The 25,215-nt window shown below is 59.1% G+C and carries 26 protein-coding genes; 16 read left to right on the plus strand and 10 right to left on the minus strand.

Annotated features, from left to right (window positions below; translation table 11 throughout):
- The first annotated feature begins 6 nt into the window (after positions 1 to 6).
- From rfbC to ACXPVS_RS19035, 4 genes are all read left to right on the plus strand, one after another.
- Positions 7 to 552, plus strand: coding sequence for a dTDP-4-dehydrorhamnose 3,5-epimerase (gene rfbC, locus ACXPVS_RS19020; protein ID WP_458511310.1), 546 nt, complete (start codon positions 7 to 9; stop codon positions 550 to 552).
- Positions 553 to 659: 107 nt separating this feature from the next.
- Entirely contained in the window at positions 660 to 2,468 is a 1,809-nt protein-coding gene (locus tag ACXPVS_RS19025) for a sensor histidine kinase (RefSeq protein ID WP_458511311.1), read from the plus strand.
- Complete coding sequence (locus ACXPVS_RS19030; RefSeq protein WP_458511312.1) at positions 2,465 to 3,856, plus strand: sigma-54-dependent transcriptional regulator; 1,392 nt, start codon at positions 2,465 to 2,467, stop codon at positions 3,854 to 3,856. Before ACXPVS_RS19025 ends, ACXPVS_RS19030 begins: the two co-directional genes overlap by 4 nt.
- 40 nt (positions 3,857 to 3,896) lie before the next feature.
- A complete protein-coding gene (locus tag ACXPVS_RS19035) occupies positions 3,897 to 4,352 on the plus strand; it encodes a thioesterase domain-containing protein (protein WP_458511313.1) in 456 nt (151 codons plus the stop codon).
- Positions 4,353 to 4,362: 10 nt separating this feature from the next.
- Here the strand turns inward: ACXPVS_RS19035 and cysQ are convergent, their stop codons facing one another.
- Together cysQ and nudE are read right to left on the minus strand one after the other, a co-directional pair.
- A complete protein-coding gene (gene cysQ / locus ACXPVS_RS19040; protein ID WP_458511314.1) occupies positions 4,363 to 5,190 on the minus strand; it encodes a 3'(2'),5'-bisphosphate nucleotidase CysQ in 828 nt (275 codons plus the stop codon).
- On the minus strand, positions 5,187 to 5,753 hold the full coding sequence (gene nudE, locus ACXPVS_RS19045; RefSeq protein WP_458511315.1) for an ADP compounds hydrolase NudE: 567 nt from the start codon (positions 5,751 to 5,753) through the stop codon (positions 5,187 to 5,189). Before nudE ends, cysQ begins: the two co-directional genes overlap by 4 nt.
- Positions 5,754 to 5,842: 89 nt before the next feature.
- On the opposite strand from nudE, the gene yrfG reads away from it, so the two are divergent.
- A complete protein-coding gene (gene yrfG, locus ACXPVS_RS19050) occupies positions 5,843 to 6,505 on the plus strand; it encodes a GMP/IMP nucleotidase (RefSeq protein WP_458511316.1) in 663 nt (220 codons plus the stop codon).
- 55 nt (positions 6,506 to 6,560) lie between these two features.
- Here yrfG and lysM read toward each other — a convergent pair whose 3' ends face one another.
- Complete coding sequence (lysM, locus tag ACXPVS_RS19055) at positions 6,561 to 7,001, minus strand: peptidoglycan-binding protein LysM (RefSeq protein ID WP_458511317.1); 441 nt, start codon at positions 6,999 to 7,001, stop codon at positions 6,561 to 6,563.
- A 143-nt stretch (positions 7,002 to 7,144) separates the two neighbouring features.
- On the opposite strand from lysM, the gene ACXPVS_RS19060 reads away from it, so the two are divergent.
- The 4 genes from ACXPVS_RS19060 to ACXPVS_RS19075 all read left to right on the plus strand — a co-directional run bounded on the left by ACXPVS_RS19060 (position 7,145) and on the right by ACXPVS_RS19075 (position 12,050).
- Positions 7,145 to 8,032: a LysR family transcriptional regulator gene (locus tag ACXPVS_RS19060; protein ID WP_458511318.1), complete on the plus strand. Its 888-nt coding sequence runs from the start codon at positions 7,145 to 7,147 to the stop codon at positions 8,030 to 8,032.
- A gap of 94 nt (positions 8,033 to 8,126) precedes the next feature.
- Positions 8,127 to 8,981 (plus strand): formate dehydrogenase accessory sulfurtransferase FdhD, encoded by an 855-nt coding sequence (fdhD, locus tag ACXPVS_RS19065; RefSeq protein WP_458511319.1) that lies wholly within the window; start codon positions 8,127 to 8,129, stop codon positions 8,979 to 8,981.
- The gene (locus ACXPVS_RS19070) at positions 8,978 to 11,326 is read left to right on the plus strand and encodes an FdhF/YdeP family oxidoreductase (protein WP_458511320.1); all 2,349 of its coding nucleotides are present in this window, start codon (positions 8,978 to 8,980) and stop codon (positions 11,324 to 11,326) included. Before fdhD ends, ACXPVS_RS19070 begins: the two co-directional genes overlap by 4 nt.
- Before the next feature lie 244 nt (positions 11,327 to 11,570).
- Entirely contained in the window at positions 11,571 to 12,050 is a 480-nt protein-coding gene (locus ACXPVS_RS19075) for a glycine zipper domain-containing protein (protein WP_458511321.1), read from the plus strand.
- Between the two features lie 68 nt (positions 12,051 to 12,118).
- Here the strand turns inward: ACXPVS_RS19075 and ACXPVS_RS19080 are convergent, their stop codons facing one another.
- From ACXPVS_RS19080 to ACXPVS_RS19090, 3 genes are all read right to left on the minus strand, one after another.
- A complete protein-coding gene (locus ACXPVS_RS19080) occupies positions 12,119 to 12,538 on the minus strand; it encodes an acyl-CoA thioesterase (RefSeq protein ID WP_458511322.1) in 420 nt (139 codons plus the stop codon).
- A 176-nt stretch (positions 12,539 to 12,714) separates the two neighbouring features.
- Positions 12,715 to 14,640, minus strand: coding sequence for a RecQ family ATP-dependent DNA helicase (locus ACXPVS_RS19085; RefSeq protein WP_458511323.1), 1,926 nt, complete (start codon positions 14,638 to 14,640; stop codon positions 12,715 to 12,717).
- Positions 14,641 to 14,869: 229 nt separating this feature from the next.
- Positions 14,870 to 15,166: a hypothetical protein gene (locus ACXPVS_RS19090; RefSeq protein WP_458511324.1), complete on the minus strand. Its 297-nt coding sequence runs from the start codon at positions 15,164 to 15,166 to the stop codon at positions 14,870 to 14,872.
- 308 nt (positions 15,167 to 15,474) lie between these two features.
- Between ACXPVS_RS19090 and ACXPVS_RS19095 the strand changes: the two genes are divergently transcribed.
- The 4 genes from ACXPVS_RS19095 to ACXPVS_RS19110 all read left to right on the plus strand — a co-directional run bounded on the left by ACXPVS_RS19095 (position 15,475) and on the right by ACXPVS_RS19110 (position 18,115).
- A complete protein-coding gene (locus ACXPVS_RS19095) occupies positions 15,475 to 15,738 on the plus strand; it encodes a hypothetical protein (protein ID WP_129439404.1) in 264 nt (87 codons plus the stop codon).
- A gap of 101 nt (positions 15,739 to 15,839) precedes the next feature.
- Complete coding sequence (locus tag ACXPVS_RS19100; RefSeq protein ID WP_458511325.1) at positions 15,840 to 16,967, plus strand: hypothetical protein; 1,128 nt, start codon at positions 15,840 to 15,842, stop codon at positions 16,965 to 16,967.
- Positions 16,968 to 17,350: 383 nt separating this feature from the next.
- Positions 17,351 to 17,647 carry a hypothetical protein gene (locus ACXPVS_RS19105; protein WP_076029037.1) on the plus strand — a complete coding sequence of 99 codons (297 nt, stop codon included), beginning with the start codon at positions 17,351 to 17,353 and terminating at the stop codon, positions 17,645 to 17,647.
- A 114-nt stretch (positions 17,648 to 17,761) separates the two neighbouring features.
- Complete coding sequence (locus ACXPVS_RS19110) at positions 17,762 to 18,115, plus strand: DUF1493 family protein (protein ID WP_458511326.1); 354 nt, start codon at positions 17,762 to 17,764, stop codon at positions 18,113 to 18,115.
- 144 nt (positions 18,116 to 18,259) lie between these two features.
- Here the strand turns inward: ACXPVS_RS19110 and ACXPVS_RS19115 are convergent, their stop codons facing one another.
- The 3 genes from ACXPVS_RS19115 to ACXPVS_RS19125 all read right to left on the minus strand — a co-directional run bounded on the left by ACXPVS_RS19115 (position 18,260) and on the right by ACXPVS_RS19125 (position 21,469).
- Complete coding sequence (locus ACXPVS_RS19115) at positions 18,260 to 19,801, minus strand: phosphoenolpyruvate carboxykinase (protein WP_458511327.1); 1,542 nt, start codon at positions 19,799 to 19,801, stop codon at positions 18,260 to 18,262.
- Positions 19,802 to 19,983: 182 nt separating this feature from the next.
- Positions 19,984 to 20,886 (minus strand): Hsp33 family molecular chaperone HslO, encoded by a 903-nt coding sequence (gene hslO / locus ACXPVS_RS19120; protein WP_458511328.1) that lies wholly within the window; start codon positions 20,884 to 20,886, stop codon positions 19,984 to 19,986.
- A gap of 175 nt (positions 20,887 to 21,061) precedes the next feature.
- Positions 21,062 to 21,469: an RNA-binding S4 domain-containing protein gene (locus ACXPVS_RS19125; protein WP_458511329.1), complete on the minus strand. Its 408-nt coding sequence runs from the start codon at positions 21,467 to 21,469 to the stop codon at positions 21,062 to 21,064.
- Positions 21,470 to 21,585: 116 nt separating this feature from the next.
- Here ACXPVS_RS19125 and rimA point away from each other — a divergent pair, with 116 nt between their 5' ends.
- The 3 genes from rimA to rimK are packed head-to-tail and all read left to right on the plus strand — an operon-like array spanning position 21,586 to position 23,764.
- Positions 21,586 to 22,365: a S6 modification regulatory phosphodiesterase RimA gene (rimA, locus tag ACXPVS_RS19130; protein WP_458511330.1), complete on the plus strand. Its 780-nt coding sequence runs from the start codon at positions 21,586 to 21,588 to the stop codon at positions 22,363 to 22,365.
- A 17-nt stretch (positions 22,366 to 22,382) separates the two neighbouring features.
- Positions 22,383 to 22,862 (plus strand): retropepsin-like aspartic endopeptidase RimB, encoded by a 480-nt coding sequence (rimB, locus tag ACXPVS_RS19135; protein ID WP_458511331.1) that lies wholly within the window; start codon positions 22,383 to 22,385, stop codon positions 22,860 to 22,862.
- Entirely contained in the window at positions 22,859 to 23,764 is a 906-nt protein-coding gene (rimK, locus tag ACXPVS_RS19140) for a 30S ribosomal protein S6--L-glutamate ligase (RefSeq protein WP_008149287.1), read from the plus strand. Before rimB ends, rimK begins: the two co-directional genes overlap by 4 nt.
- Positions 23,765 to 23,804: 40 nt before the next feature.
- Here the strand turns inward: rimK and ACXPVS_RS19145 are convergent, their stop codons facing one another.
- A complete protein-coding gene (locus ACXPVS_RS19145) occupies positions 23,805 to 25,118 on the minus strand; it encodes an ATP-binding protein (protein WP_458511332.1) in 1,314 nt (437 codons plus the stop codon).
- Positions 25,119 to 25,215 lie beyond the last annotated feature (97 nt).

The following is a 25,215-nucleotide window of genomic DNA, read 5'->3' on the forward strand; positions in this document are numbered from 1 at the left end:
AAGACCATGAAAGTAGTCACCACCGACCTGCCCGGTGTTCTGATCATCGAACCCAAGGTATTTGGTGACGAGCGCGGCTTCTTCTATGAAAGCTTCAATGCCAAGGCTTTCGAAGAAGCGACTGGCCTGGAGACGAATTTCGTTCAAGACAACCATTCCCGCTCGCAAAAAGGCGTATTGCGCGGCCTGCATTACCAGTTGGAAAACACTCAGGGCAAACTGGTCCGCGTCACAGTCGGTGAAGTACTCGACCTGGCTGTGGATATTCGCCGCAGCTCGCCACATTTCGGCAAATGGGTGGCCGTGCGTCTGTCCGCCGAGAACCATCGCCAACTCTGGGTCCCGGAGGGTTTCGCCCACGGTTTCGTGGTGCTGAGTGAGTTCGCCGAATTCCTCTACAAAACCACCGACTATTACACCCCGTCCGCCGAGCGCTGCATTCGTTGGGACGACCCGGACCTGGCCATCGATTGGCAACTGGACGAAGCACCGAAACTGTCCCATAAAGATCAGGCTGCCGCGTTCTTCAAGGACGCTGACGTCTTTTCCTGAAACACCGTCTGAATTTTCACCGCACATACCTGCCTGACCCACGGCGCGCAGACTGCGCCCGTAAGCCTAGGCATAATGCGCCTGTACCCCACAGGCGCTCGATGCTCATGACTCCGACCCTCCCCCGCAGACCCCGCTGGCGCAGCCTGGCCCTGCTCGCGCTCTGCCTGGCGCCATTGCTGTGGCCGCTGGAGCATCTGGCCGAGCGTTACTACCGCAGCGAACTGGCCGGGCAGAACCGCCAGACCCTCGACCTTTACGTCGCCAACCTGCTGGGTACCCTGCACCGTTATGAAGTGTTGCCGCAAATCCTCGGCGATCTGCCGGCCCTGCGAGCCGTCCTCGGCGCGCCCGATGATGGCGTCACCCAGGGCAACGCCAATCGATTTTTGAAAAACATCAGCGCTCAGACCGGCGCCGAAGTCATGTACCTGATGGACACCACAGGCAAGACCCTGACCGCGTCCAATTGGGACAAACACGACAGCTTCGTCGGGCGTAATTTTTCCTTTCGTCCGTACTTCAGCGAAGCCATGGCCGGGCGGCTCGGGCGCTTTTTCGGTTTGGGCACGACATCGGCCAAGCGCGGCTATTTTTTCGCCGCCGCTGTGCGTAACGGCGAAAAAATCATCGGCGTGCTGGTGGTCAAGGTCGACCTGGACCACACCGAAAGCCTCTGGGGCAAAACCCCGGAACAACTGCTGCTGACGGACCACAACGGCGTGGTCATTCTCACGTCGAGGCCCGAGTGGCGATTCCGCTCGACCCGCCCGTTGAGCGAAGAAGAACGCAAAGCTATTGCTGCGATTCAACCTTATCCGACCCGCGACCCCAAACCCTTGCGGCTCAACCCCAAGGCCTGGCTGACACAAACCCAGCCAATCGCAGAAACCGGTTGGAACGTCAGCATCCTCGCCCCGCGCACGTTGATCGATCGCCCGGTACACACGGTCGTCGCGATCGGCGGCGCGACGTTGTTGGTGTTGATGTTGCTGCTGGGTCTGATGATGCAGCGTCGCCGCCATTACCTCGAACGAATCGCTTTCGAAGCCAAGGCCCGTCGCGAGCTGGAAGGCCGGGTAGCCGAGCGGACCAGCGACCTCGAAGGCCTCAACCGTCGACTGAAACAGGAAGTGCTGGAACGCGAGCAGGCCCAGCAGGAGCTGGTTCGTGCTCAGGATGATCTGGTGCAGGCCGGCAAACTGTCGGCCCTTGGCACCATGTCGGCGAGCATCAGCCACGAATTGAATCAACCGCTGGCGGCGATCCGCAGCTACGCAGAAAACGCCGAAGTGCTGCTCGATCATCAGCGCACCGACGATGCACGCGGCAACCTCAAGTTGATCAGCGAACTGACCGGGCGCATGGCGTCGATCATCGCGCACCTGCGCGCCTTCGCCCGGCGCGATCGCCACGCCCCGGAAAGCGTCGCCCTGCAACCGGCGTTGGACGATGCGCTGGCGCTGCTGGCCAAGCGTCGACGCAGCATGGAGGTCGAGCTGATCCGCGATTTGCCGGCCGCCACCCTGTGGGTCGAGGCCGGGGAAACCCGTCTGCGTCAGGTGCTCGGCAATTTGCTGGCCAACGCCTTGGACGCCCTGACGGAAAAAGGCCCGCCGCGTAAGCTCTGGTTGAGTGCCCAATCCACTGCCGACGGCGTCAGTTTGTGCATTCGCGACAATGGCCCCGGCTTCTGCCTGGAGGCACTTGGCCGCGCGAGCGAGCCCTTCTATACCACCAAGACCCGCACTCAGGGGCTTGGGTTAGGGCTGGCGATTTGCGAAACCCTGATGCGCGCCTTCGGGGGTGAACTGTCGTTCGCCAACCACAAGGAAGGTGGCGCCATGATTACCCTGACGTTGCGTGCAGGCGCACCGGGTGTGAGCCTGCAACCTTCCGAGGACCGAAGTGCATGACCATCGACAACCGCATCCAGGTCGTGCTGATCGACGACGATCCGCACCTGCGTCAGGCCCTGAGCCAAACCCTGGACCTCGCCGGCCTGAAAATCCTGCCGCTCGCCGAGGCCAAAGGCCTGGCCGCGCAACTGGAGCGTGACTGGCCCGGCGTGGTGGTCAGTGACATCCGCATGCCGGGCATGGACGGTCTCGAACTGCTGACTGAACTGCATGCCCAGGACCCGGATCTGCCAGTGCTGCTGATCACCGGTCACGGCGATGTGCCGCTGGCCGTGCAAGCCATGCGCGCAGGGGCTTATGACTTTCTGGAAAAACCCTTCGCCAGCGACGCCTTGCTCGACAGCGTGCGCCGCGCCCTGGCCCTGCGTCGGCTGGTGCTGGACAACCGCAGCCTGCGTCTGGCCCTGAGCGATCGCAATGAGCTGGGCACCCGACTGGTCGGGCGATCGGCACCGATGCTGCGCCTGCGCGAGCAGATCGGTGCATTGGCGGCGACCAAGGCCGATGTGCTGATCCTTGGCGAAACGGGCGCCGGTAAAGAAGTTGTCGCACGTGCACTGCACGATCTGTCGAGCCGTCGCAACGGTCCGTTCGTGGCGATCAATGCCGGCGCCCTGGCTGAGTCGGTGGTAGAAAGCGAGCTGTTCGGTCACGAGCCAGGCGCCTTTACCGGCGCGCAAAAGCGCCGTATCGGCAAGTTCGAATTCGCCAATGGCGGCACATTATTTCTTGATGAAATCGAAAGCATGAGCCTGGATGTACAGGTGAAATTGCTGCGTTTGCTGCAAGAGCGGGTCGTCGAGCGCTTGGGCGGCAATCAGCTGATCCCTTTGGACATCCGTATCATCGCCGCAACCAAGGAAGACCTGCGTCAATCCGCCGATCAGGGTCGCTTTCGTGCCGACTTGTATTACCGCCTGAACGTCGCACCGCTGCGTATTCCGCCGCTGCGTGAGCGCGGCGAAGACGCACTGATGCTGTTCCAGCATTTCGCCGAGGAAGCCAGCACCCGTCACGGTCTGCCACCCCACGAGTTGCAACCGGGACAGCGCGCCCTCTTGCTGCGCCACACCTGGCCAGGCAACGTGCGGGAATTGCAGAACGCCGCCGAACGCTTTGCCCTGGGCCTGGAACTGGCCCTGGACAATAACGCAGCGCATGGTGCGGTCGGCATGACGGTCGACGTGGTCAGCGGCGGTCTCAGCGAACAAGTGGAAAACTTCGAGAAGAGCTTGATCGCCGCCGAACTGGCGCGTTCTCACAGCTCGGTGCGCAGCCTCGCCGAAGCCCTTGGCATCCCACGCAAGACCTTGCACGACAAACTGCGCAAGCACGGGCTGAACTTCGCCGACGGTGGCAGCAGCCACACCGACGAACTCGATTGAGCTACCGTCAATTCATCATCTTCAAACAAGAGATCCGTGCATGAACCGCGACAGCCGTCATCTGGAATCAGTCCTCCATCGCGACATTCCCCTGACGCGGGATATGGGCCTCAAGGTCCTCGACTGGCACGACCAGCAACTGCGCCTGCACTTGCCGCTGGAGGCCAACGTCAATCATAAAAGCACCATGTTCGGCGGCAGCCTGTATTGCGGCGCCGTGCTGGCCGGTTGGGGTTGGCTGCATTTGCGTTTGCGTGAAGAAGGGGTTGAAGGCGGGCACATCGTGATTCAGGAAGGGCAGATCAGCTATCCGCTGCCGGTGACCATGGACGCGACAGCGATTTGTCATGCGCCGAGTGCGGCAGAGTGGAAGAAGTTTTTGGCGATGTATGTGCGCTATGGACGGGCGCGGTTGACGTTGCATTCGCGGATCGTCAATGCCAACAGTGATGACGCTGCGGTGAAGTTTACGGGGCAGTACGTCCTGCACCGCTAAAATAAAATCTTTACTCCCGCGCCAACGCCAACAGTTTTTCGCGCCAGGCAGCCTTGGCCGGCAACGCCAGGAAAAATGCATTCAACAACGATTCCCGCGCCGGATAACAAAACGGTGCACCACTCAAATCCAGCACCTCACCGCCCGCGCCTTCCAGCACGCCTTGCGCCGCCGCCGTGTCCCACTGCGAAGTCGGCGCCAACCGCGGATAACAATCCGCCGCCCCTTCCGCCAACAAGCAGAACTTCAACGAACTGCCGATATTGGCCAATTGCAACTCACCCAGACTGTCGCTCAACCCGGCCAGCAGGCGCTCCTGCTCAGGACTCGAATGCCGACGACTGGCGACCACAGTAAAGGCTTCACCCTCAGCAGGCACCTCGCGAACCTGAATCGGCAAAGGCTCCGCGTCTTTATCGCCACGCCACGCACCCAGACCCGCACCACCGACGTAGAAGCGCCCGTTGGTCGGCATCGACACCACGCCAAACACCGCTCGGCCCTGTTCGATCAGCGCGATATTGACGGTAAATTCTTCGCTACCGGAGATGAATTCCTTGGTTCCGTCCAGTGGGTCAACCAGCCACCAACGCTGCCACCCGGCGCGCACGCTCTGGGGAATATTGGCGTCTTCTTCCGACAGCACCGGGATGCTTGGGTCCAGCGCCGTCAGCCCGGCCAGGATCACATGGTGAGCGGCCATGTCGGCGGCCGTCACCGGGGAATCATCGGATTTTGCAGTCACGGCGACGTTGGCACGCCAGAACGGCAGAATCGCTTCACCGGCTTTCAGCGCCAGTTCAACAACAGGCGCCATCAACGGATGGGGGAAAATCATGGCTGGAACACTCCACGCTGAGTCAGTAGATCACGGGCCAGATACAGTGCTGCCAATGCACGGCCCTCAGTGAATCGCGGGTTCTGGGCCAGGGCCGACAACTCACGCAGGTTGATTGTGTCCACGCCCATCGGCTCGGGCTCATCGCCTTCAAGGCTTTCTTCGTACAGATCAGTGGCCAACACCACCTGGATCTTCTGGCTCATGTAACCGGGTGACAACGACAATTCAGTCAAATGCTCCAGTTGCCGCGCGCCGTACCCGGCCTCTTCCTTGAGCTCCCGCTCGGCCGCCGCCAGCACGTCCTCGCCGGGCTCGATCAAGCCTTTTGGCAAGGACAGCTCGTACTCATCGGTGCCACCGCAATACTCTTCAACCAGTACCGCGTGGTCCGCATCCAGCATCGCCACGATCATCACCGCGCCATAACCGGCACCCTTGCCCACCAGTCGCTCATACGTACGCTCCACACCATTGGAAAAGCGTAACTTCAGCTCTTCGACGCAGAACAAACGGCTGGTGGCGACGATCTCGCGGGCGAGGATGGTGGGTTTCTGGCGCATGAAAAGCTCCTTGGCGTGAACGCGTTACTATACCGGCCTATCCTGATTGTTTACCTCGGATATCTTTTTTACCGCTGGAGAAGTTTTTTATGTCCCTGCTGCCCTGGCGCGACATCGACACCGTTCTGCTGGATATGGACGGCACACTGCTGGACCTGCATTACGACAACCATTTCTGGATGGAACACCTGCCCCAGCGTTACGCCGAGTTGCACGGGGTGAGTCGGGCCATGGCCGAGATGGAGTTGCAGCCGTTGTTCGAACGCAACGCCGGCCAGTTGCAGTGGTATTGCCTGGATTTCTGGAGCGCCGAGCTCAAACTGCCGGTGCGCGAACTGAAACTGGAAACCGCGCACCTGATCGCCTTGCGACCGGATGCGGACACCTTTCTGGCCGCCATCAAACAAGCCGGCAAGCGCGTGGTACTGATCACCAATGCACACCGCGACTCGCTGTCATTGAAACTGGAAAGAATCGAACTGGCGCCGTACTTCGAGCGGTTGATCAGCTCACATGATTACGGTTTCCCCAAGGAGAATCCGCAGTTCTGGGATGCCTTGCAAGCGGACATCGGGTTCGACCCGGCGCGTAGTCTGTTTATCGACGACACCTTGCCGATCCTGCGCAGTGCGCGGAGTTTTGGAGTGGCGCATTTATTGGCCGTGAATGAGCCGGACAGCCATAAAGGTCCGAAGGACACGGCCGAATTTGCGGCGGTGGGGGATTATCGGGAGCTTATCGCAGGCCTCTAGAGCCTGACGCGGTCATTGTGGCGAGGGGGCTTGCCCCCTTGCCACAATTCAAGGGTTACTCAGGAATCCGCAACGACTGCCCCGGATAGATTTTGTTCACGTCCTTGAGCATCGGTTTGTTGGCCTCGAAGATTTTTTGATATTTGTTGGCATCGCCGTAAACGCGCAAGGAAATCGCGCTGAGGGTGTCGCCTTTCACAACCGTTACAAACTTCGCGGCCACAGCCACCGGCCCGGTCACGGTGACCAGGTCATCCACACTACCGACACCGGCAATATTGCCCACCGCCAGCAGGATTTTTTCCTTCTCTTCCTGACTGCCGACTTCGCCGGTCACGGTGACTTTGTCGCCATCCACCGTCGCCTGCACATTCGGGTTACCCAGGCCGACCTTGCTGATGTGTTCTTTCAACTGCTCGCTGGCATTGGCGTTGCCTGGTGTCAGCAGATCGATAAGTTTTTCGCCTGCTTCTTTCACAAAGCTAAAAATACTCATGGTGCACTCTCCTTGGGTTTTAGGTTTTGGGTTCCAGACGCAAGAGCCTAGACCAAGGCTTTCACTTGCGGTTCCAACCCGACCAATGACGCCGCTTCCCCTCAAGCGCTAGAATCCGAACCTTCCCGCGCCCTGGAGCGAAGATGGACATCAAGCAACTGAAATTCCTCATCGCCCTCGACGAAACCCGGCATTTCGGCCAGGCCGCTGCGCGTTGTCACATCACCCAGCCGACCCTGTCCATGCGCCTGCGCAGCCTCGAAGAAGAACTCGAGTTGCCGCTGGTCAATCGCGGGCAACGCTTCGAAGGTTTCACCGCACCGGGTGAACGGGTACTCGCGTGGGCGCGCACCGTGCTGGCGGCCTACGACGGTTTGCAGGCCGAGGCGGCGGCCTGTCGCGGCAATCTGGTTGGTACGTTGCGCCTGGGCGTGGTGCCGCTGTCGAGCTTCGATCCGCTGCCGCTGATGCAACGCCTGCACGCCGAACACCCGAACCTGCGCTTCGAACTCTCAGCCCTGAGTTCTGAACAAATCCTGGAACAACTGGCGAACAATCGCCTGGACCTCGGCGTTTCATACCTGGAGCGGCTGGACGGCGAACGCTTTAATTCCCTGGCATTCAGCGAAACCCGTATGGGCCTGCTCTACGATCAGCGCTTCTTCAGTTTCGGCGAGGCGCCGCTGAGCTGGGAGTCCCTGATCGAACTGCCGCTGGGCATGCTCACCAACGGCATGCATTTTCGACAGTCCATCGACCACAACTTCCACAGTCGCAGCCTCACCCCGCAGCCGTTACTGCAAACCGATGCCGTCCACCAATTGTTACAAGCGGTGCACGGCGGATTCTGCTGCGCCGTGATGCCGCTGGATGGAGGCCTGGAAAAACTCACCGATCATTTGCGCCTGCAACCCATCGAAAATGCGCAAACCCTTGCCCGGCTGGGGCTGATCATGCGTCGCAGCGCCCCGCGTTCGGCGCTCGCGGAAGCCTGTTTCGCGATTTTTCAGCAATCGCTGCCAAGCGCTTGATCGACGCCATCTATCGGCAGATCAGTATTTGCGATTAGACGCGACAAGTTGACGCGCCTAGGCTTAAAGCAGCCTAAACCGTCGGTGATACCTCATGAACACCCAGCGCCCTGCCTGCGCGGCGCCTGCCCTCGAAACGCCAGCGCCCGCCGCAAGCCAGACCTACAGTTACTGCGACCTTCGCCACTCCGAAACGCAAAGCGCCGAATCGGCCAGCACCGCGCTGGCCGAAGAAGTCGCGTTGGCGATCGCCTATAACGGCATCAGCCAGGCGGTGATGCTCGTGACGCCAACGGACCTTGAAGACTTCATCGTCGGCTTCAGCCTCGGCAGCGGCATCATCGAAGACGCCAGCGATATCTATGACCTGCAACTCAGCGGCTCGGGCTCAGCGCAATACGCGCAAGTGACCATCGCCAACCGCGCCTTCTGGAACCTCAAGCAACAGCGTCGGCAAATGGCTGGCACCAGCGGTTGCGGGCTCTGCGGTGTGGAAGCAGTGGAGCAGGCATTGCCAGACCTCAAGATCCTTCCCGGCGCACCCTTGCCGCCCGCCGAATGGCTCGATGGTTTGCGTCAGCGCATCGGGGCGTTTCAGCCTCTTGGCCAGTACTCCGGCGCGGTGCACGCCGCCGTGTTTATGAACAGTCAGGGCCAATTGCTGCTGGGCCGCGAAGACATCGGCCGACACAACGCCCTCGACAAACTGATTGGCGGACTGATCCGTCAGAAGATCCCGACCACCGGCGGGCTGGCGATTGTCACCAGCCGTTGCAGTCTCGAATTGATCCAGAAAGTGTTGCGCGCAGGCATCCAGACCCTGGTCAGCCTGTCGTCGCCCACGGGCCTTGCCGTGCAATGGGCCCGCCGCCACAACCTCAATCTCATCCACCTGCCGCAGAAAAGTGCGCCGCGGGTCTACAGCCCTGCGACGGAGAACCAAGCGTGAGTCAACATCGTCAAGCCGACCAGAAACCCGTTCCGCGTTATAAGCCCTACAAAGGCCCTGCCGGTGGCTGGGGCGCGCTGGCCAGCGTTGCCCGGGCCTGGTTGACCAGCGACAACGCGCTGAAAAACCTGCGCATGATGCTAAAGACCAACAAGAACGGCGGGTTCGACTGCCCCGGTTGCGCCTGGGGCGACTCCAACGAAGCCGGCATGGTGGCGTTCTGCGAGAACGGCGCCAAAGCAGTGAACTGGGAAGCGACCAAACGCCGTGTCGACGGTGCGTTCTTTGCCAAACACAGCGTCAGTTCGTTGCTGGAACAGAGCGACTATTGGCTGGAGTATCAGGGTCGTCTGACCGAGCCATTAAGCTATGACGCTGAAACCGATCGCTACAAGCCGATCAGCTGGGACGCTGCGTTCTCCTTGATCGCCAAACATTTGCAGGGCCTGTCGAGTCCGGATCAGGCCGAGTTCTACACCTCGGGCCGCGCCAGCAACGAAGCGGCGTACCTGTATCAATTGTTCGTGCGTGCCTATGGCACCAATAACTTCCCCGATTGCTCAAACATGTGCCACGAGGCCAGCGGTGTGGCCATGGCGCAAAGTGTCGGTGTCGGCAAAGGTACCGTCACTTTCGACGACTTCGAACACGCCGACGCGATTTTTGTCTGGGGTCAGAACCCTGGCACCAACCACCCACGGATGCTCGAACCGCTGCGCGAAGCGGTCAAACGCGGCGCTCAGGTGGTATGCATCAACCCGTTGAAGGAGCGCGGTCTGGAACGCTTCCAGCACCCGCAACACCCGATCGAAATGCTCACCAACAGCGACAAGCCGACCAACACCGCGTACTTCCGTCCGGCCTTGGGCGGCGACATGGCGATCATGCGCGGCATGGCCAAGTTCCTGCTGCAGTGGGAACGTGACGCACAGAAGGCGGGTGAGCCTGCCGTATTCGACCACGACTTCCTCAATGAACACAGTGTCAACGTGCTGGAATACCTGGGCATCGTCGACGACACCTCGTGGCAGCAGATCGTCGAACAGTCCGGACTGACGCTGGTTGAAATCGAGCAAGCGGCGCGCATGTACGCCAAAGGCAAGAACGTGATCATGTGCTGGGCGATGGGCATCACACAGCATCGCCATTCGGTGGCGACCATCCAGGAAATCGCCAACCTGATGTTGCTGCGTGGCAACATCGGCCGGCCCGGCGCCGGTCTGTGCCCGGTGCGCGGCCACAGTAACGTGCAAGGCGACCGGACCATGGGCATCAACGAGCGTCCGCCGGTGGCGTTCCTCGACTCCCTGGAGCGTCGTTTCAAGTTCAAAGTGCCGCGTGACAGCGGTCACAACGTGGTCGAGGCGATCCACGCCATGGCCGACGGCCGCGCGAAAGTCTTTATCGGGCTGGGCGGCAATTTCGCCCAAGCGACCCCGGACAGCTCACGGACCTTCGAGGCCCTGAGCAACTGCGATTTGACCGTGCAAATCAGCACCAAGCTCAACCGCAGCCACTTGGCGCACGGTAAAGAGGCGTTGATCCTGCCGTGCCTGGGCCGCACCGACATCGACATCCAGACCGAAGGCCCACAAGCGGTGACCGTCGAAGACTCGTTCAGCATGGTTCACGCCTCCAACGGCCAGTTGCAGCCGCTGTCGGATCAAATGCGCTCTGAGCCGTCGATCATTGCCGGCATCGCCGCCGCGACCCTGGGCAGTAAACCGGTGGACTGGAACTGGCTGGTGGCCGATTACCGGCGCATCCGCGACCTGATCGCCGACACCGTTGCCGGTTTCAAGGACTTCAACGAGAAGATCCAGAACCCGGGCGGGTTCTACCTCGGCAACAGCGCCGGTGCTCGCCGCTGGAATACCGTGTCGGGGCGCGCCAATTTCCGTCCAAACATCCTGCCTAAAGATCTGGTGCACGAACGCACACGCGCCACCGGCGTATTGCCGGACCTGATCATGCAGTCGATGCGCTCTCACGATCAGTACAACACCACGATTTATGGGCTTGATGACCGCTATCGCGGCGTGAAAGGTCAGCGTGATGTGGTGTTCGTCAACGAAGCCGACATCATTCGCCTGGGGTTCAAGCCGGGGCAAAAGGCTGACATTGTTTCGATCTGGGATGATGGCCGTGAGCGTCGAGTGAAGGGCTTTACGCTGCTGGCGTTTGATATTCCTGCCGGGCAAGCGGCGGCTTACTACCCGGAGGTGAATCCGCTGGTGCCGCTGGAAAGCATCGGGGATGGCAGTCACACGCCGACATCGAAGTTTGTAGCGATCCGGTTGGAAGCGGCGAGTGAAACCGGGTTGATCATGGCGAAGCCGGCCTAATCAAGATCGTTCTCTGCGTGGGTACGCTCACTGAAAAAACACTTTCCAAACGCCCACAAAAAAGGCCGTTTTGTATGAAAACGGCCTTTGCGAAGTAACTAAAGACCGGCGAAAAACACTTAAGTTCCTGCTAAAAAACAGCAACTTATAGAAATGTGCTCAAGTCGTGTTACTCGTCGGATTTCGATTGTCACGACTATGACACAGCCTCAGGATCACGCCGTCATCACCTTGAGGTTCCTCTATGAAGTTCTCCTCGATTCTCTTGTTGTCCCTTGGCCTGGTCAGTGGCTTTGCTTCTGCTGGCGGCACCACCGAAGCAGGTGTGGGCGGCGCATTGGGCGGGGTTTTGGGCTCGGTCGTCGGTCAGTCATTAGGCGGTAATACAGGCTCCACCATTGGCGCGGCCCTGGGCGGCGCGGGTGGTAGTGCTGTTGGCGCAGACAAACGCAGCCGTGGCGAAGCAGCCATTGGCGGTGCGTTGGGCGCAGCAGGCGGTAACGTGGTCGGTCGCAGCATAGGCGGCACCAGCGGCAGCCTGATCGGCGCCGCAGCAGGCGGCGGTGCCGGTGGTGCGCTGGGGAACTATATGGGCAACAAGAGCGATGATGATGATCGTCGTTCTTATCGTGGCCATGATGATCGTCGCTACTACCGTGGAGGCCGCCATGATCGCGGCCACCATTACGGGCATCGCAAGCACAAACATCGCTATCGCGACTGAGGTTGAATCACCTCGCTGGCCGGTAGATCAAAAAAAACGCAGTCCAAGGGCTGCGATTTTTTTGCCCGTCAAACCACCAACCGCTGCAGCGCCCCGCGCAACCCGGCAGGCATCGTCACGGGCTGATTGGAGGCCCGGTCCACAAACACATGCACAAAGCGCCCTGCCGCGCAGGCTTCGTCTTCCCCGGCCTTGAACACCGCCAACTCGTATTGCACCGAACTGTTGCCCAACTTGCCCACCCGCAAACCAATTTCTATTCGATCAGGGAAGGCAATGGAAGCGAAGTAATCGCAAGCCGAACTCACCACAAAGCCCACCACTTCGCCATCATGGATATCCAGACCGCCGACTTCGATCAGGTAGGTGTTCACCGCTGTGTCAAAGAAGCTGTAATAAGTGACGTTGTTGACGTGACCATAGGCGTCGTTATCGTGCCAGCGGGTGGTGATGGGCTGGAAGTGGGGGTAATCGGTGCGTTGGGGCATCAATAGGGTCCTTTCATGTCCTGTTGCGGACGGCGAGTAGCCGCAGCGATGGCATCGATATCCAGCGCCGAGGTATTGCGGGCAATCCAAAGTCAGCTTTCACCATAGTCAGCCACCGCGCACTTTTGAAATTTATTCCTGTGATGAGCAACATTCGGGGGATGGATCAACGCCGGTCAATGCGCCTCGGCCCACGTGCGGACTTCGGCATACGGATAATCCTCCAGCGCCGCAAACCCGGGAATCGACCGAGCCTTGAGCTTGGTGAACAGCGGAACGCCAATGCCGCATAAGAACCGCGTAACGCGCTCCGGCGACGGAGTGTTGCCGGTGTACTGCTCATGCCTGTGGATAAAATCACCGCACAACGCCTCGACGTTTTTATCCGCAAGCGCCGTTAATTCCGGTGGTGTTGGCAACCGCGCCACATCCCCGTGACACACCGAACAATGCCCGCACTGGCGCGGCGCATTTTCATCGCCGAAGTACTCGGCCAGGCGATAACCCAGGCAATGGTCTGTGGCGAACAGATCCAGCATGGCGTGAATCCGCGCGATCTCGGTGCGCTCGTGCCGGGTGAAGTAGGCGTGCAGCTCGGCGCTCAGGGCCTGGCTGTTGAAGTCCGTTTGCAGCAGGCTGTAGACCTCGGTCATTTGCTTGCTTTCGAGCTCGATCCAGCCCTTTTCCTGGAAATAATCCAGCGCCTTCACCACGCGATTACGCTCGGCCTGATGCTGCTCGTACAGCGCATCGAAATTCACCGTGGCCCAGGTCCGCGCGCGGTTCGAGGTTCGTATGATCGCGGCGACGAAGTCCTTGCGCTCACCGTCGAAGCGGGCCAGCAAAGCCTCGGGTTCCTGCACGTATTTGAAGCGGTATTCGGCGTAGTAGGCGTAACGCGGCGCAATGATCCCGCGAAGTTCCAACTGCACCAGCAAGGTCTTGAGCGGCAATTGGCGGATGTTGCTTTGGTCCGCCAACGGCCCCAACAGAAACTCCCACTGCCCCTCGGGCGCGGCGGCTTGCAACTCGTCGAGCACATAGCGGATGCCATCCAGCTCAGGCGTATCGCCGTAGACGAAGTTTTCCAGCACGTTGAGGCTGTCGCGGTTGGCCAATACCAGGCAGTCGGACGGCTGCCCGTCACGCCCGGCACGGCCGATTTCCTGGCTGTAGTTTTCGATGGATTTGGGCAGGTCGAAATGCACCACGTTGCGGATGTCGCTCTTGTCGATGCCCATGCCGAACGCGATGGTGGCAACGATGCAATTGGACTGCCCGCCCATGAACCGGCGCTGGATTGCTTCACGCTGTTCGTGGGGCAGACCAGCGTGATAGGCCTCGGCCTGAATACCGTTACGCCCCAGGTGTTCGGCGATGTGCTCAGCGGTTTTCTGCAAGGTGACGTAAACGATGCTCGGCTGGCCTGGACGCTCGCTCATCCATTCAACAAGGCGTCGGCGTTTGTCCTGACCGCGCACCGGTTCCACTAACAGATTGAGGTTCGGCCTGTAGAAACCGGTGGTTACTACGTCTTCGGGGGCAATGGCGAACTTGGCCTCCATGTCGGCGATCACTTTGGGTGTCGCGGTGGCGGTCAGCAGCAACGCCTGCGGGATGTTGAACTGTCGCTGATAGTCGGGAAGCTTAAGGTAATCAGGACGGAAGTTGTGGCCCCACTCGGAAATACAGTGCGCCTCGTCCACCACCAGCAGCGAGATCGGCACCTGCTGCAAGAAATTGCGGAAACGCTCGTTCTTCAGGCGCTCCACGGAGATCATCAAAATTTTCAGCTCGCCAGACTTGGCCCGAGCCATCACGTCGCTGGCGTCATCGCGGCTCTGGGCCGAATCGATACTGCCCGCCGCAATGCCATGGCGCTGCAGGAACGCCAACTGATCCTGCATCAACGCCAGCAGTGGCGAGACCACCAGCGTCAGGTGCGGCAGTAGCAAGGCCGGCAATTGATAACAAAGGGACTTACCCGAGCCGGTGGGGAAAATCGCCGCCGCCGAGCGCCCGGCCAACACCGCGCTGACCGCCGCTTCCTGGCCGGGCCGAAACTGTGGATAACCGAAAACCTGTTCCAGGGTGTTGTGCATAAGCTGTCACTCCGTTGACCGCTGCGAAGCCCAAAGCCTAGCCGGCAAACGCAGCGAGTCGAGAAAAGGTCGGGGACCAAAACGATACGGGATGATACAGCGTGTTGTCGGCGATCGTTCCCATGCGCCGCAAAGGAATGCAGCCCGTGACGCTTCGCGTTACTGGACGCGGAGCGTCCCTTGAGGCATTCCCACGCGGGTGCGTGGGAAGATCAGTCAGGAGAGGAGGCTAAGGCGCCAACACCGCCACGCGCAGCTGTTCATTCAATGCCTGCTCGTGAAACACCTGGTTCTTGCTCGCCCAAATGGCATGGGCCGGACTGATTTCGCCGGTGAACGCCGCCGCCAACTGACGCAAATCAGCGCGCAAAGCGGTGTCCATGCTCGCCTGACTGGTCAGCACATCCGGCCAACCAGTGCGGTCCATATTGGCCAGGACCATCGAGCTACCTGCATCAGCAGCACCCGCCGCGCGACAAAACCCGCCCCACAGCAACAAAATCGAGGCCATACGTAGCCATTGCATACTTAATTCCCTTGAAGCGTTGGACGGACGTTTCGAAACGTCCTACTGATTCTGGCGCGCACCATACAGAGGCTTGATGCGTTGCGCCTGACAAACCCGTAGGAAATTTGCCATCTAAGGGTTTAGGCGTAAAAAACCTCGGGAAACGCGTAGGTTCGGTCCGAAAAGGCAGGAAAAACCCCTACAAACCCTGTCCATTGCGGCCGTATTGCCGCGCTGCGTCGCCACCTTCATAATTTGCGGCGCGGCTGAAAACAGGGTGTCGACCTGCCGGCGAGACTGCCCGACTTCCTACAGGACTGACCTAAATGCAAGACCGCTACCGTCCACTCAAAACCAGCTACAGCGAAACACCCGTCCTCGTCATCGACACCACGGCCAGCACCGGTGCCGTCCTCGACGCAGCGCACCAACGCCTGCGCGCAGCCAGCGATTTGCTCGAAACGCTTTATTGTCTGTGCTTCAAACAGGCCGACGTTAAAGACATCCCTCATATAGTGAATGCGCTTTATTTACTAACGCAGGATGGTTGCGAGCTACTAGAAGTTGCCAAACAAAGAATAGAACACTAAAACTTCAAACACACACTACAACCCCGGTAACAACTAACCACTTCATTATTTAAATAACTCAAACTAGTCTGCACGCTCTTAAACCAAACAAGAGCACAACAATGACTACATTAACTATTTTCTTTTGCGGTACCGGCTCGACTAAATTCGACAACCAAAACCCAACTTACTGGAATGGCGAACTGGTTTCGGCACTGGCCTCCCATCATGCTGGCCGAGAGTTTGCCGAATGGATCGTCATTGACGGCCCTGGCACCAGCAACCTGCAAGCTGATGAGCTGTTCACTAAATCCAAGGACTACGGCCTGAGCGGCACGCTGTTCGGCAAGGGCTGGGAGGAGAACGTAAAGCACGCCATCAACATCATCAAAGGTCAGTGTGACTGGCAACGTGAAAAACTGACCGAGACCGAATACAACCGCCTGAAGGCTGCAGGCATTCCAATCGAAGACGTGATCGTCGAAGGCTCCTGGCTGTGGCGTAAATATAACTACGGCGACCGCAGTGTGACCCAGCAGAAGTTACAAGAACAAATCATTAAAACGTTTCGCAAGGACGGCATTATTCCAACCAAGGTAAACTTGGTAGGCTGGAGCCGCGGCGGTATTAGTTGTCATATGCTGGCCAATGCCATGTTCAAGGACAGTGCACTGAAGAACATCCCGGTAAATATCTTTGCGATTGATCCGGTACCGGGCATCGGCAACTTTCAGGAAGACAAAGTAAAACTGAATGCCAATGTAAAAGAATACGTCGGCTTCTACGCACGGGACGAGCGCTCCAAAGGCTTCAGCTGCGTCATCCCGCAAACGGCCACCGGCACCCGAACCCACATCTACCCGATGCCCGGCCGCCATGGCACGCTGGTTGGCAACGCCGCAGCAGACGGTGTCAGCGGCCCTAAAGCACTGGCCGAACCCGGTCTGATCGTCCGCCACTTTGCCGAAGTGTGCCTGAAGCGCTGGGGCGTGCCGCTGAACAAAACCCTCAACCTGACCCCGGCCGCCCTGCAGAACCACCACAACACCATGGTCAGTACCGCCGCGAAATACAAAGCGATGGAAAAGTGCTCATACACCTACTTCACCGAGCTGGACCAGGGTGAGCGTTACGTTTCGCTGGGTAGTAATGGGGTCAAGTTCTCGGCAGTGAAAGGCACGATCTACGCGCCGGCAACCGGGCTGACTACTGGCCTGCTGGATGTGGCGGCGTATCAGCATATTCGTTGAGGTGGTAGGACGCGGCGTGGCGGAAAAGCACGAGAAAATCCTCGCGAAAACTCCTATAGAAACGGCCTAGCCAAGGTTCATCCCGTTCCTACATGCGGGGACTCTTTGTCGTCTATCGCTGCCCGGCTGCTCACACCTATAGTCGGGCTGTCGCTGCTAATTCAGCGACTCGGGCTTGGTCACCCGAATAGCTCATATCTACGCGTCCGTTGTATGCTGCCGGCACTTCAAGTGCCTGCTCGCTATATGGTGGCTGTGTTTGGGACGCCCTCGGGCGTGCCGGGATGTGAGCCTCATCGGTTGACCAACCCGAACACAGTCCGCCTCCCATCGCTTGGTCACGATGGCGCGGGTTATTGCTGATGCATTTGAGGCTACAAACAATGAAAACGTTGAACCCGTTCCCCGATCGCTACCGCCCCCTCCAAACAAACCTCACCGATTCCCCGCCCCTGATCATCGACACAGAGGCCAACCCCCAGGACATCCTCGAAGCTGCCCTCCAGCGAATCAGAGCTTCCGGCGACCTACTCAAAACCCTACATTGCCAATGCTTCAAAAACGGCGATGTGGAAGACATCCCGCATATCACCCACGCCCTCTACCTGTTGACTCAGGACGGCTGCGACCTGCTGAAAGTCGCCCAACAACGCATGATGGGCTGGAAAGCACCAACCTGACGCCGAGCGAAGATCGTTCCCACGCTCTGCGTGGGAATGCCTCAAGTTAGTCGGTCCTTCCCCCAGGGCCCGACGATCAATAAGCTGCACCCAAGCCCAATCGGACACTCCGCAATGAACTTCGCCCCCGACTTTCCCGACGACCAAACCATGCATCTGCTCATGCAGCTGCTGCACGAAGAGCTCGGTCTGCCAGAACGCAAAACCATCAGCCTCACCACCTCGATTAACTTCGACTTTGGCTGCAACGGCAGCGATGCGCGCCACCTGATGGAGACGCTGGAAGAACAGTTCGCCATCGACTTCATCGATTACGATGCCTATCGCTACTTCCAGCCCGAAGGCTTTGACGTATTCCTCAAGCGCCGGGCCAAGGGGCGTGGCGACAAGATCCCTCTGACTATCGGAATGATTTACCAAGCGATCAAGTTGCAACGGTGGGACACACAGGAATTGGAAGGAATCTAGCTGAACGCGTAAGTGCCATTATTCTGGTCGTTTAGCGCCTTTTCGGCTGGAATAATGGCACTTAAGGTGTCCCTGACGGCCTGAATTGCACGCACAAAAAAGCCGCCCTCAAAGGGCGGCTTTTTCATTCGCTAAATCCAAGCTTTACAGCTTAGGCCCAGCAGCCTTGATCGCGTCGCTCACTTCAAACTTCTTGAAGTTCTCAACAAACAACCCAGCCAGTGCTTTAGCCGCTTCATCGTAAGCAGCCTTGTCAGCCCAGGTGTTACGTGGGTTCAACAGGCCAGTTTCAACGCCCGGTACGGCCAGTGGCACGTCGAGGTTGATGGTGTCGAGGTGTTCGGTTTCAGCACCGATCAACGCGCCGCTCTGGATCGCTGCGATTACGCCGCGAGTGGTCGGGATGTTGAAGCGTTTGCCGACGCCGTAGCCACCGCCGGTCCAGCCGGTGTTGACCAGGTAGACCTTGGAGCCGAAGCCGCGGATGCGCTTGATCAGCAGTTCTGCGTATTCGCCAGCCGGACGCGGGAAGAACGGTGCGCCGAAGCAGGTGGAGAAAGTCGACTTGATGCCGCTGCCGGAACCCATTTCGGTCGAGCCCACCAGTGCGGTGTAGCCGGACAGGAAGTGGTAGGCCGCTTGTTCTTCGCTGAGGATCGACACGGGCGGCAGCACGCCGGTCAGGTCGCAGGTCAGGAAGATCACAGCGTTTGGCTCGCCACCGAGGTTTTTCTCGGAACGCTTGGCAACATGCTCCAGCGGGTAGGCGGCGCGGCTGTTCTGGGTCAGGCTGACATCAGCGTAATCGGCGTGCTTGGCGTCATCGATAACGACGTTTTCCAGGACCGCGCCGTGCTTGATGGCTTTCCAGATGACCGGCTCGTTCTTCTCGGACAGGTCGATGCACTTGGCGTAGCAGCCGCCTTCGATGTTGAAGACAACGCCTTCACCCCAGCCGTGCTCGTCGTCACCGATCAGGTAACGGCTTTCATCGGCTGACAGGGTGGTTTTGCCGGTGCCGGACAGACCGAAGAACAGGGTCACGTCGCCCGCTTCGCCGATGTTGGCGGCGCAGTGCATTGGCAGCACGTCCGCAGCCGGCAGCAGGAAGTTCTGCACCGAGAACATGGCTTTCTTCATTTCACCGGCGTAACGCATGCCGGCGATCAGCACTTTCTTCTGAGCGAAGTTGAGGATCACGCAACCGTCGGAGTTGGTGCCGTCACGCTCTGGCACGCACTCGAAGTTAGCAACGTTGAGCACTTGCCACTCATCACGGCCAGCCGGGTTGTACTTTTGCGGGTTGATGAACAGGCAACGGCCAAACAGGTTTTGCCAGGCAGTCTGGGTGGTCATCTTCACGGCCAGGTAGTGGTCTTCGGACGCACCTACATGCACGTGGGAAACGAAATGCTCTTGCGCGTTGTTGAACGCCTCAACGCGAGCCCACAAGGCATCGAACTTATCGGCCGGGAACTTGCGGTTGATTGGGCCCCAGGCGATGGCGGCTTGGGTGGTCGGCTCTTCAACGATGAAACGATCGACCGGTGAGCGGCCGGTGCGGTGACCGGTGCGAACAACCAGCGCGCCGGTATCGGCAAGCTCGCCTTCACCGCGATTGAGGGCTTCTTTAACCAGATCATCAACACTCAGATCGGTGTACACGGCGTTATTGGCTTGCGTCATGAGGTTCCCCGTCGGCCATTGGCCGAGTGTGCTCCAAACGTTTTGTAGTAGAAAGTCGTGCACTACTACCGCGACAAAAAGTGGGCCGGATTATGCCAGAAAAGCCCAAAAATAGTAGGGCCCTCCCGTCAGAACGGCGCTATTGCGGCACTAACCAGTGAATTCACCTGCGCTGAACCGTTTTAGTGACGGGTATCTGACGGCGTATCGACACCCGCGCCGGCGAATAATTGAGCAATATCGGCGGCGTCGAACAGGTAGCGCTCGTTGCAAAACTGGCAATCAATTTCAATGTTGCCGCCATGTTCGATCACGAGCGACTGGGCATCTTCCAGACCCAAACTAACCAGCGCATTGGCAGAACGTTCGCGCGAGCAGCTGCAACGGAAGCGTAGTTTCTGCACATCGAAAAGACGAACCTGCTCTTCGTGGTAGAGGCGATGGAGGACGGTTTCGTTGTCCAGGCTCAGCAATTCATCAGCAGTCAGGGTGCTGCCCAGCGCGGTAATGTGCTGCCAGCTGGCGGCGCGCTCTTCTTCGTCTTTCAAACGATCAGCCGGCAGTTGCTGCAGCAACAGGCCACGGGCGCGACGACCATCGGCGTACAACCAGAAACGCGTACCGACTTGTTGGGACATCACGAAGTAATTAGTGAGGCACTCCGACAGGGTCTCGCCATCGAGGTCGACGATGCCCTGGTAACGCTGGCCTTGGGTCGGGTCGACGGTCAACGCCAATACGCCGTTGGGCATCAGGTCGGCGAGGGTCGCGTCGGGGGCGATCTGGTCGGCTTCGTACCGGGCCAGGCCACGGATTTCGCGCTCGCTGGAGCACTCGATCATCAGCAGCGGGATCGGACCTTCGGAGCGGGCCTGGAGAATCAGCAAGCCATCGAACTTCAAGGTGCCAACCAACAACGCCGCCGCCGCCATCAGCTCGCCAAGCAGTTGTGCAACCGGCTCCGGGTACGGGTGTTTAGCGAGGACTTCGGCGTAGCTACGCTCCAACGCAACCAGCTCGCCGCGGGTGTCGCTGTCATCGAAGATGAAGCGCTGGGTGTAGTCGGTATCCGGTAAATCGGTCATAGGTCTGGGTATCTGAAGTAATGACAAAATGATTTCAAACAGCGAGAAATTGCGCCTCTACCGCACCCTTTTGGTGCGCGATATTCAGCCGTGAGGGGCATTTTATGAACAATCCGGGTTTGTTCCAAGCGTAGCTCGCGAAGGCTGCTTCACAGACAACACAGACGCCACTGACTCACTCGTCGTTGCTGCTGCCACGAAACTTGAACAAATCCCGTCGCTGCTTCTTGCTTGGCTTGCCATCGGTGCTCACACCCAGCGAACCAGCCTTACGCATGGCAGCAGTCGCTTCGCGCTTGGCGATACTGGCGTCGGTTTCGGCGTAGAGCGCCTGAGCCTCTGGCGCGCCACGGCGTACGATCGACAGCGCCTGAACCACCACCGTGCGCTCCTCGAGCCCTACGCGAATCTGAAACTCGTCGCCGATCCTCGGTTCCTTGCCCGGTTTGCAGCGCTCACCCCGGCAATGCACCTTGCCGCTTTCAATCGCCCCCTTGGCCAAGGCTCGTGTTTTATAAAAACGCGCGGCCCACAACCATTTATCGAGACGGACCTTGTCGTCCTCTTCCTGTTTTTGTGCCACTTGAATTCCTCTCTCAGCCAATAGTCGGAACTGTACTACCGTTTCTGTCGGGCGCAATAACTCGGCCCTCCAGCTAGAATGCGATCTTGGCCGGATCACCGGCATGGAGTGACCGAGTGACTACATTTCCGTCTTCATTGACCTCGTCTCAGGGCGGGTGCCAGGGTTGTCAGCAAAGCGAGCCACTGGGCTTCGATTTTGCCTTCGCCTACCAACCGATCGTTGATTTGCGAGACCAGTCGATTTTCGCCCACGAAGCGTTGGTACGCGGCCTGGCCGGTGAAGGTGCACTGTCGGTGCTCAATCAGATCACCGAGGACAACCGCTACCGTTTCGACCAGCTCTGCCGGACGCGAGCCATTGAAGGGGCGGCGAATCTAGGGATGCAGACACTCCTGTCGATCAACTTCATGCCCAACGCCGTATACCGCCCGGAACTGTGTATTCGCAGCACGCTGGAAGCAGCGAAAAAACACAACTTCCCCATCGACCGGTTGATTTTCGAAACCCTGGAAAGCCAGCACGTAGATAACTATCGCCATTTGACCAATATTCTGCGTGAATACCGCGAATTCGGCTTCAAGACCGCCATTGACGATTTCGGCGCTGGCTACTCGGGGCTCAATCTGCTGGCTGATTTCCAACCGGACCTGATCAAACTCGACATGGCACTGATCCGCGATGTCGATCGTGATCGTGTTCGTCAGGCTATCGTTCGAGGGATTGTCACAATCTGTGCGGAGCTGAACGTTACAGTCATTGCCGAAGGGATCGAAAGCGCCGGAGAACGGGACTTCCTGGCGGACTGTGGAATTTTTCTGATGCAAGGTTACTGGTTCGCCAAACCTGCATTCAAAGCGTTGGCTCAGGTACCGCCTGAGGCCTGGACGTATTAATCGCTGGTTTATTCCTATTGAAGACATTTGACCATTTGACCGTTGTCGGTCTGCGCGAGTGGGTGGCGCTCCCCGGTTTGGGAGTCGCGGGCCTGCGCGCAAAAATCGACACCGGCGCCAGCACCTCCAGCCTGCATGCCACCGATATCGAACCGTTCGAGCGCGACGGGGAGCAGTGGGTGCGCTTTACTGCTCACTTGGGCACGGTGGTGCAACTGCGTCACCGGCGCTGCGAGGCGCCGCTGGTGACGATGAAAACCATCAAAAGCTCCAACGGCCACGCGCAGATGCGTTACGTGGTCAGCACCACCCTGGCCCTCGGTGATCGGGTCTGGCGAGTCGAATTCACGCTCGCCTGCCGCAAGTCCATGCGTTATCGCCTGCTACTCGGTTCCAAAGCCTTGATCGACGGCCAACTGGTGGTCAATCCGGGCATTAAGTACGTACAAGACAAGCCGGTGTTCCCGGTATCTACCTCCCCCACAGGTGTTGCATGAAGATCGCTGTGCTGTCGCGGAACCCGCGTCTGTATTCCACTCGTCGTCTGGTCGAAGCCGGTACCGAGCGTGGCCATGAAATGGTGGTGATCGACACCCTGCGCGCCTACATGAACATCGCCAGCCACAAGCCGCAGATCCACTACCGTGGCAAGCCGCTGGAGGGTTTTGATGCGGTGATCCCGCGGATCGGCGCATCGGTGACGTTTTATGGCTGCGCGGTGTTGCGTCAGTTCGAAATGATGGGCGTTTTCCCACTCAATGAATCAGTGGCCATCGCACGCTCGCGGGACAAGCTACGCTCGCTGCAATTGCTGTCGCGCCGAGGAATCGGTTTGCCAGTCACCGGTTTTGCGCACTCCCCGGATGACATTCCCGATTTGATCGAGATGGTCAACGGTGCACCGCTGGTGATCAAGGTGCTGGAAGGCACTCAAGGCATCGGCGTGGTGCTGTGTGAAACGGCGACGGCGGCTGAGTCGGTGATCGAGGCGTTCATGGGCCTCAAGCAAAACATCATGGTTCAGGAATACATCAAGGAAGCCGGCGGCGCGGACATTCGCTGCTTCGTGGTGGGCGACAAAGTGATCGCGGCGATGAAACGCCAGGCCAAGCCGGGGGAGTTTCGCTCCAACCTGCATCGCGGCGGCAGTGCCAGCCTGATCAAGATCACACCGGAAGAACGTATGACGGCGTTGCGCGCGGCAAAGGTCATGGGGTTGGCGGTAGCGGGTGTGGACATCCTGCGCTCCAATCACGGGCCACTGGTGATGGAAGTGAACTCATCGCCGGGGCTGGAAGGGATTGAAACCACCACCAGCAAGAACGTGGCGGGGATCATCATTGAGCACCTGGAGAAGAATGGTGGGCCGAATATGACGCGCACCAAAGGCAAGGGTTAACACACTGATCGTTCCCATGCTCTGCGTGGGAACGATCGGGTTAGACGGCATCCCGTGGCAACATCAACCCAAGCGGCAATCGCACTCGCGCTTCCAGCCCGCCACCGGATCGATTGCGCAGCTCAACATTCCCCCCATGCATCGAAGCAATCCGCTTCACGATCGCCAAGCCCAACCCGGTCCCCTTCCCGCCACGGGCGCGGTCACCCCGAGTAAACGGATTGAAGATCGCCTCCAGCTCCGAAGGATCAATCCCCGCCCCACGGTCCAAAACACTCAGCACCACATACGGCGCGTTGGTGTCCCCGGACACATAAGCCGCCACCTCAACCCCGCTGCCCGCGTGATGCAAGGCGTTGCCAATCAGGTTATTCAGCAGCCGTTTCATCGACACACGACGCAACGGAAACGCCTGAATCGGCTCCAGGCGCAGGCGCACTTTCTCTTCGTTCTGGTTGTACGGCGCCGCGACTTCGCGCACCAGATCGCTCAGGTCCACCTCTTCCACCGACTCGTCGCGACCATCGCGAATGAACGCCAGGAACTGGTCGAGAATCGCGTCCATGTCTTCGATGTCACGGATCATGTCGTCCGTCAGGTCGCTGTGGTCGCCCATGAGCTCCAGAGATAGCCGTAACCGGGTCAGTGGAGTGCGCAAGTCGTGCGACACCCCGGCAAGCATCAGTTCGCGCTCGCGCCCGGCCTGTTCGACGTCTTCCGCCATCTGGTTGAAGGCGCGGTAAACCTCGGTCATTTCACTCGGCGTGTCGCTGATCGGCAGACGAACACTGCGGCCCTGGCCGAGTTGCCTCGCGGCATAGACCAGACGTTTTAATGGTTGATTGAGCTGGCTGACGAAGATCCACGCCGAGGCAGTGGACAGCAGACCGATAGCGAGGAACCAGCCGAGTACGTTCCAGATTTTCTGGCCGCGCAATGGATGCGGGTAAAGCGGCACTTTCATCCAGCCATCACCCAGGCTTGGCGCCCGAACCCAAAGGGCCGGCGGCGAGTGCATGCGTAATCGGACTTCGGTGTCGGCACCCAGCTCCGCCTGCATCTGCCGCTGATAGATCTCGCTGTAAGGCCAGTGTTGCTCACCTTCTGGCACGCCCGCACCCACTACCCGGATCAGGGTCGCGGAATCGGCAATCTTCGTACGGTTTTCTTCATCGGCCGCCCAATAAGCACGTAGCGTCAGGGCGACGCCATGGCTGTATTGGCGGTCCACCAGTACGTCTTCGTTCATCAACAGATAAACCAGGGTCAGCGCCTTGGAGAACAGGACGACGATAAGCACCAGCCAAAGGGTGCGGGAGAAGAAACTCTGGGGGAACCAAATGGGGGTTTTCATGGGTAACCGCTACACACTTGCAGGAGCGAGCGATGCTCGCATATTGCGGATCGCGAGTCTGCGGATAACCTCATCCGCACGACCCGCTCCTACAAAT

The organism is Pseudomonas sp. Ma2-10 (genome assembly GCF_054330215.1).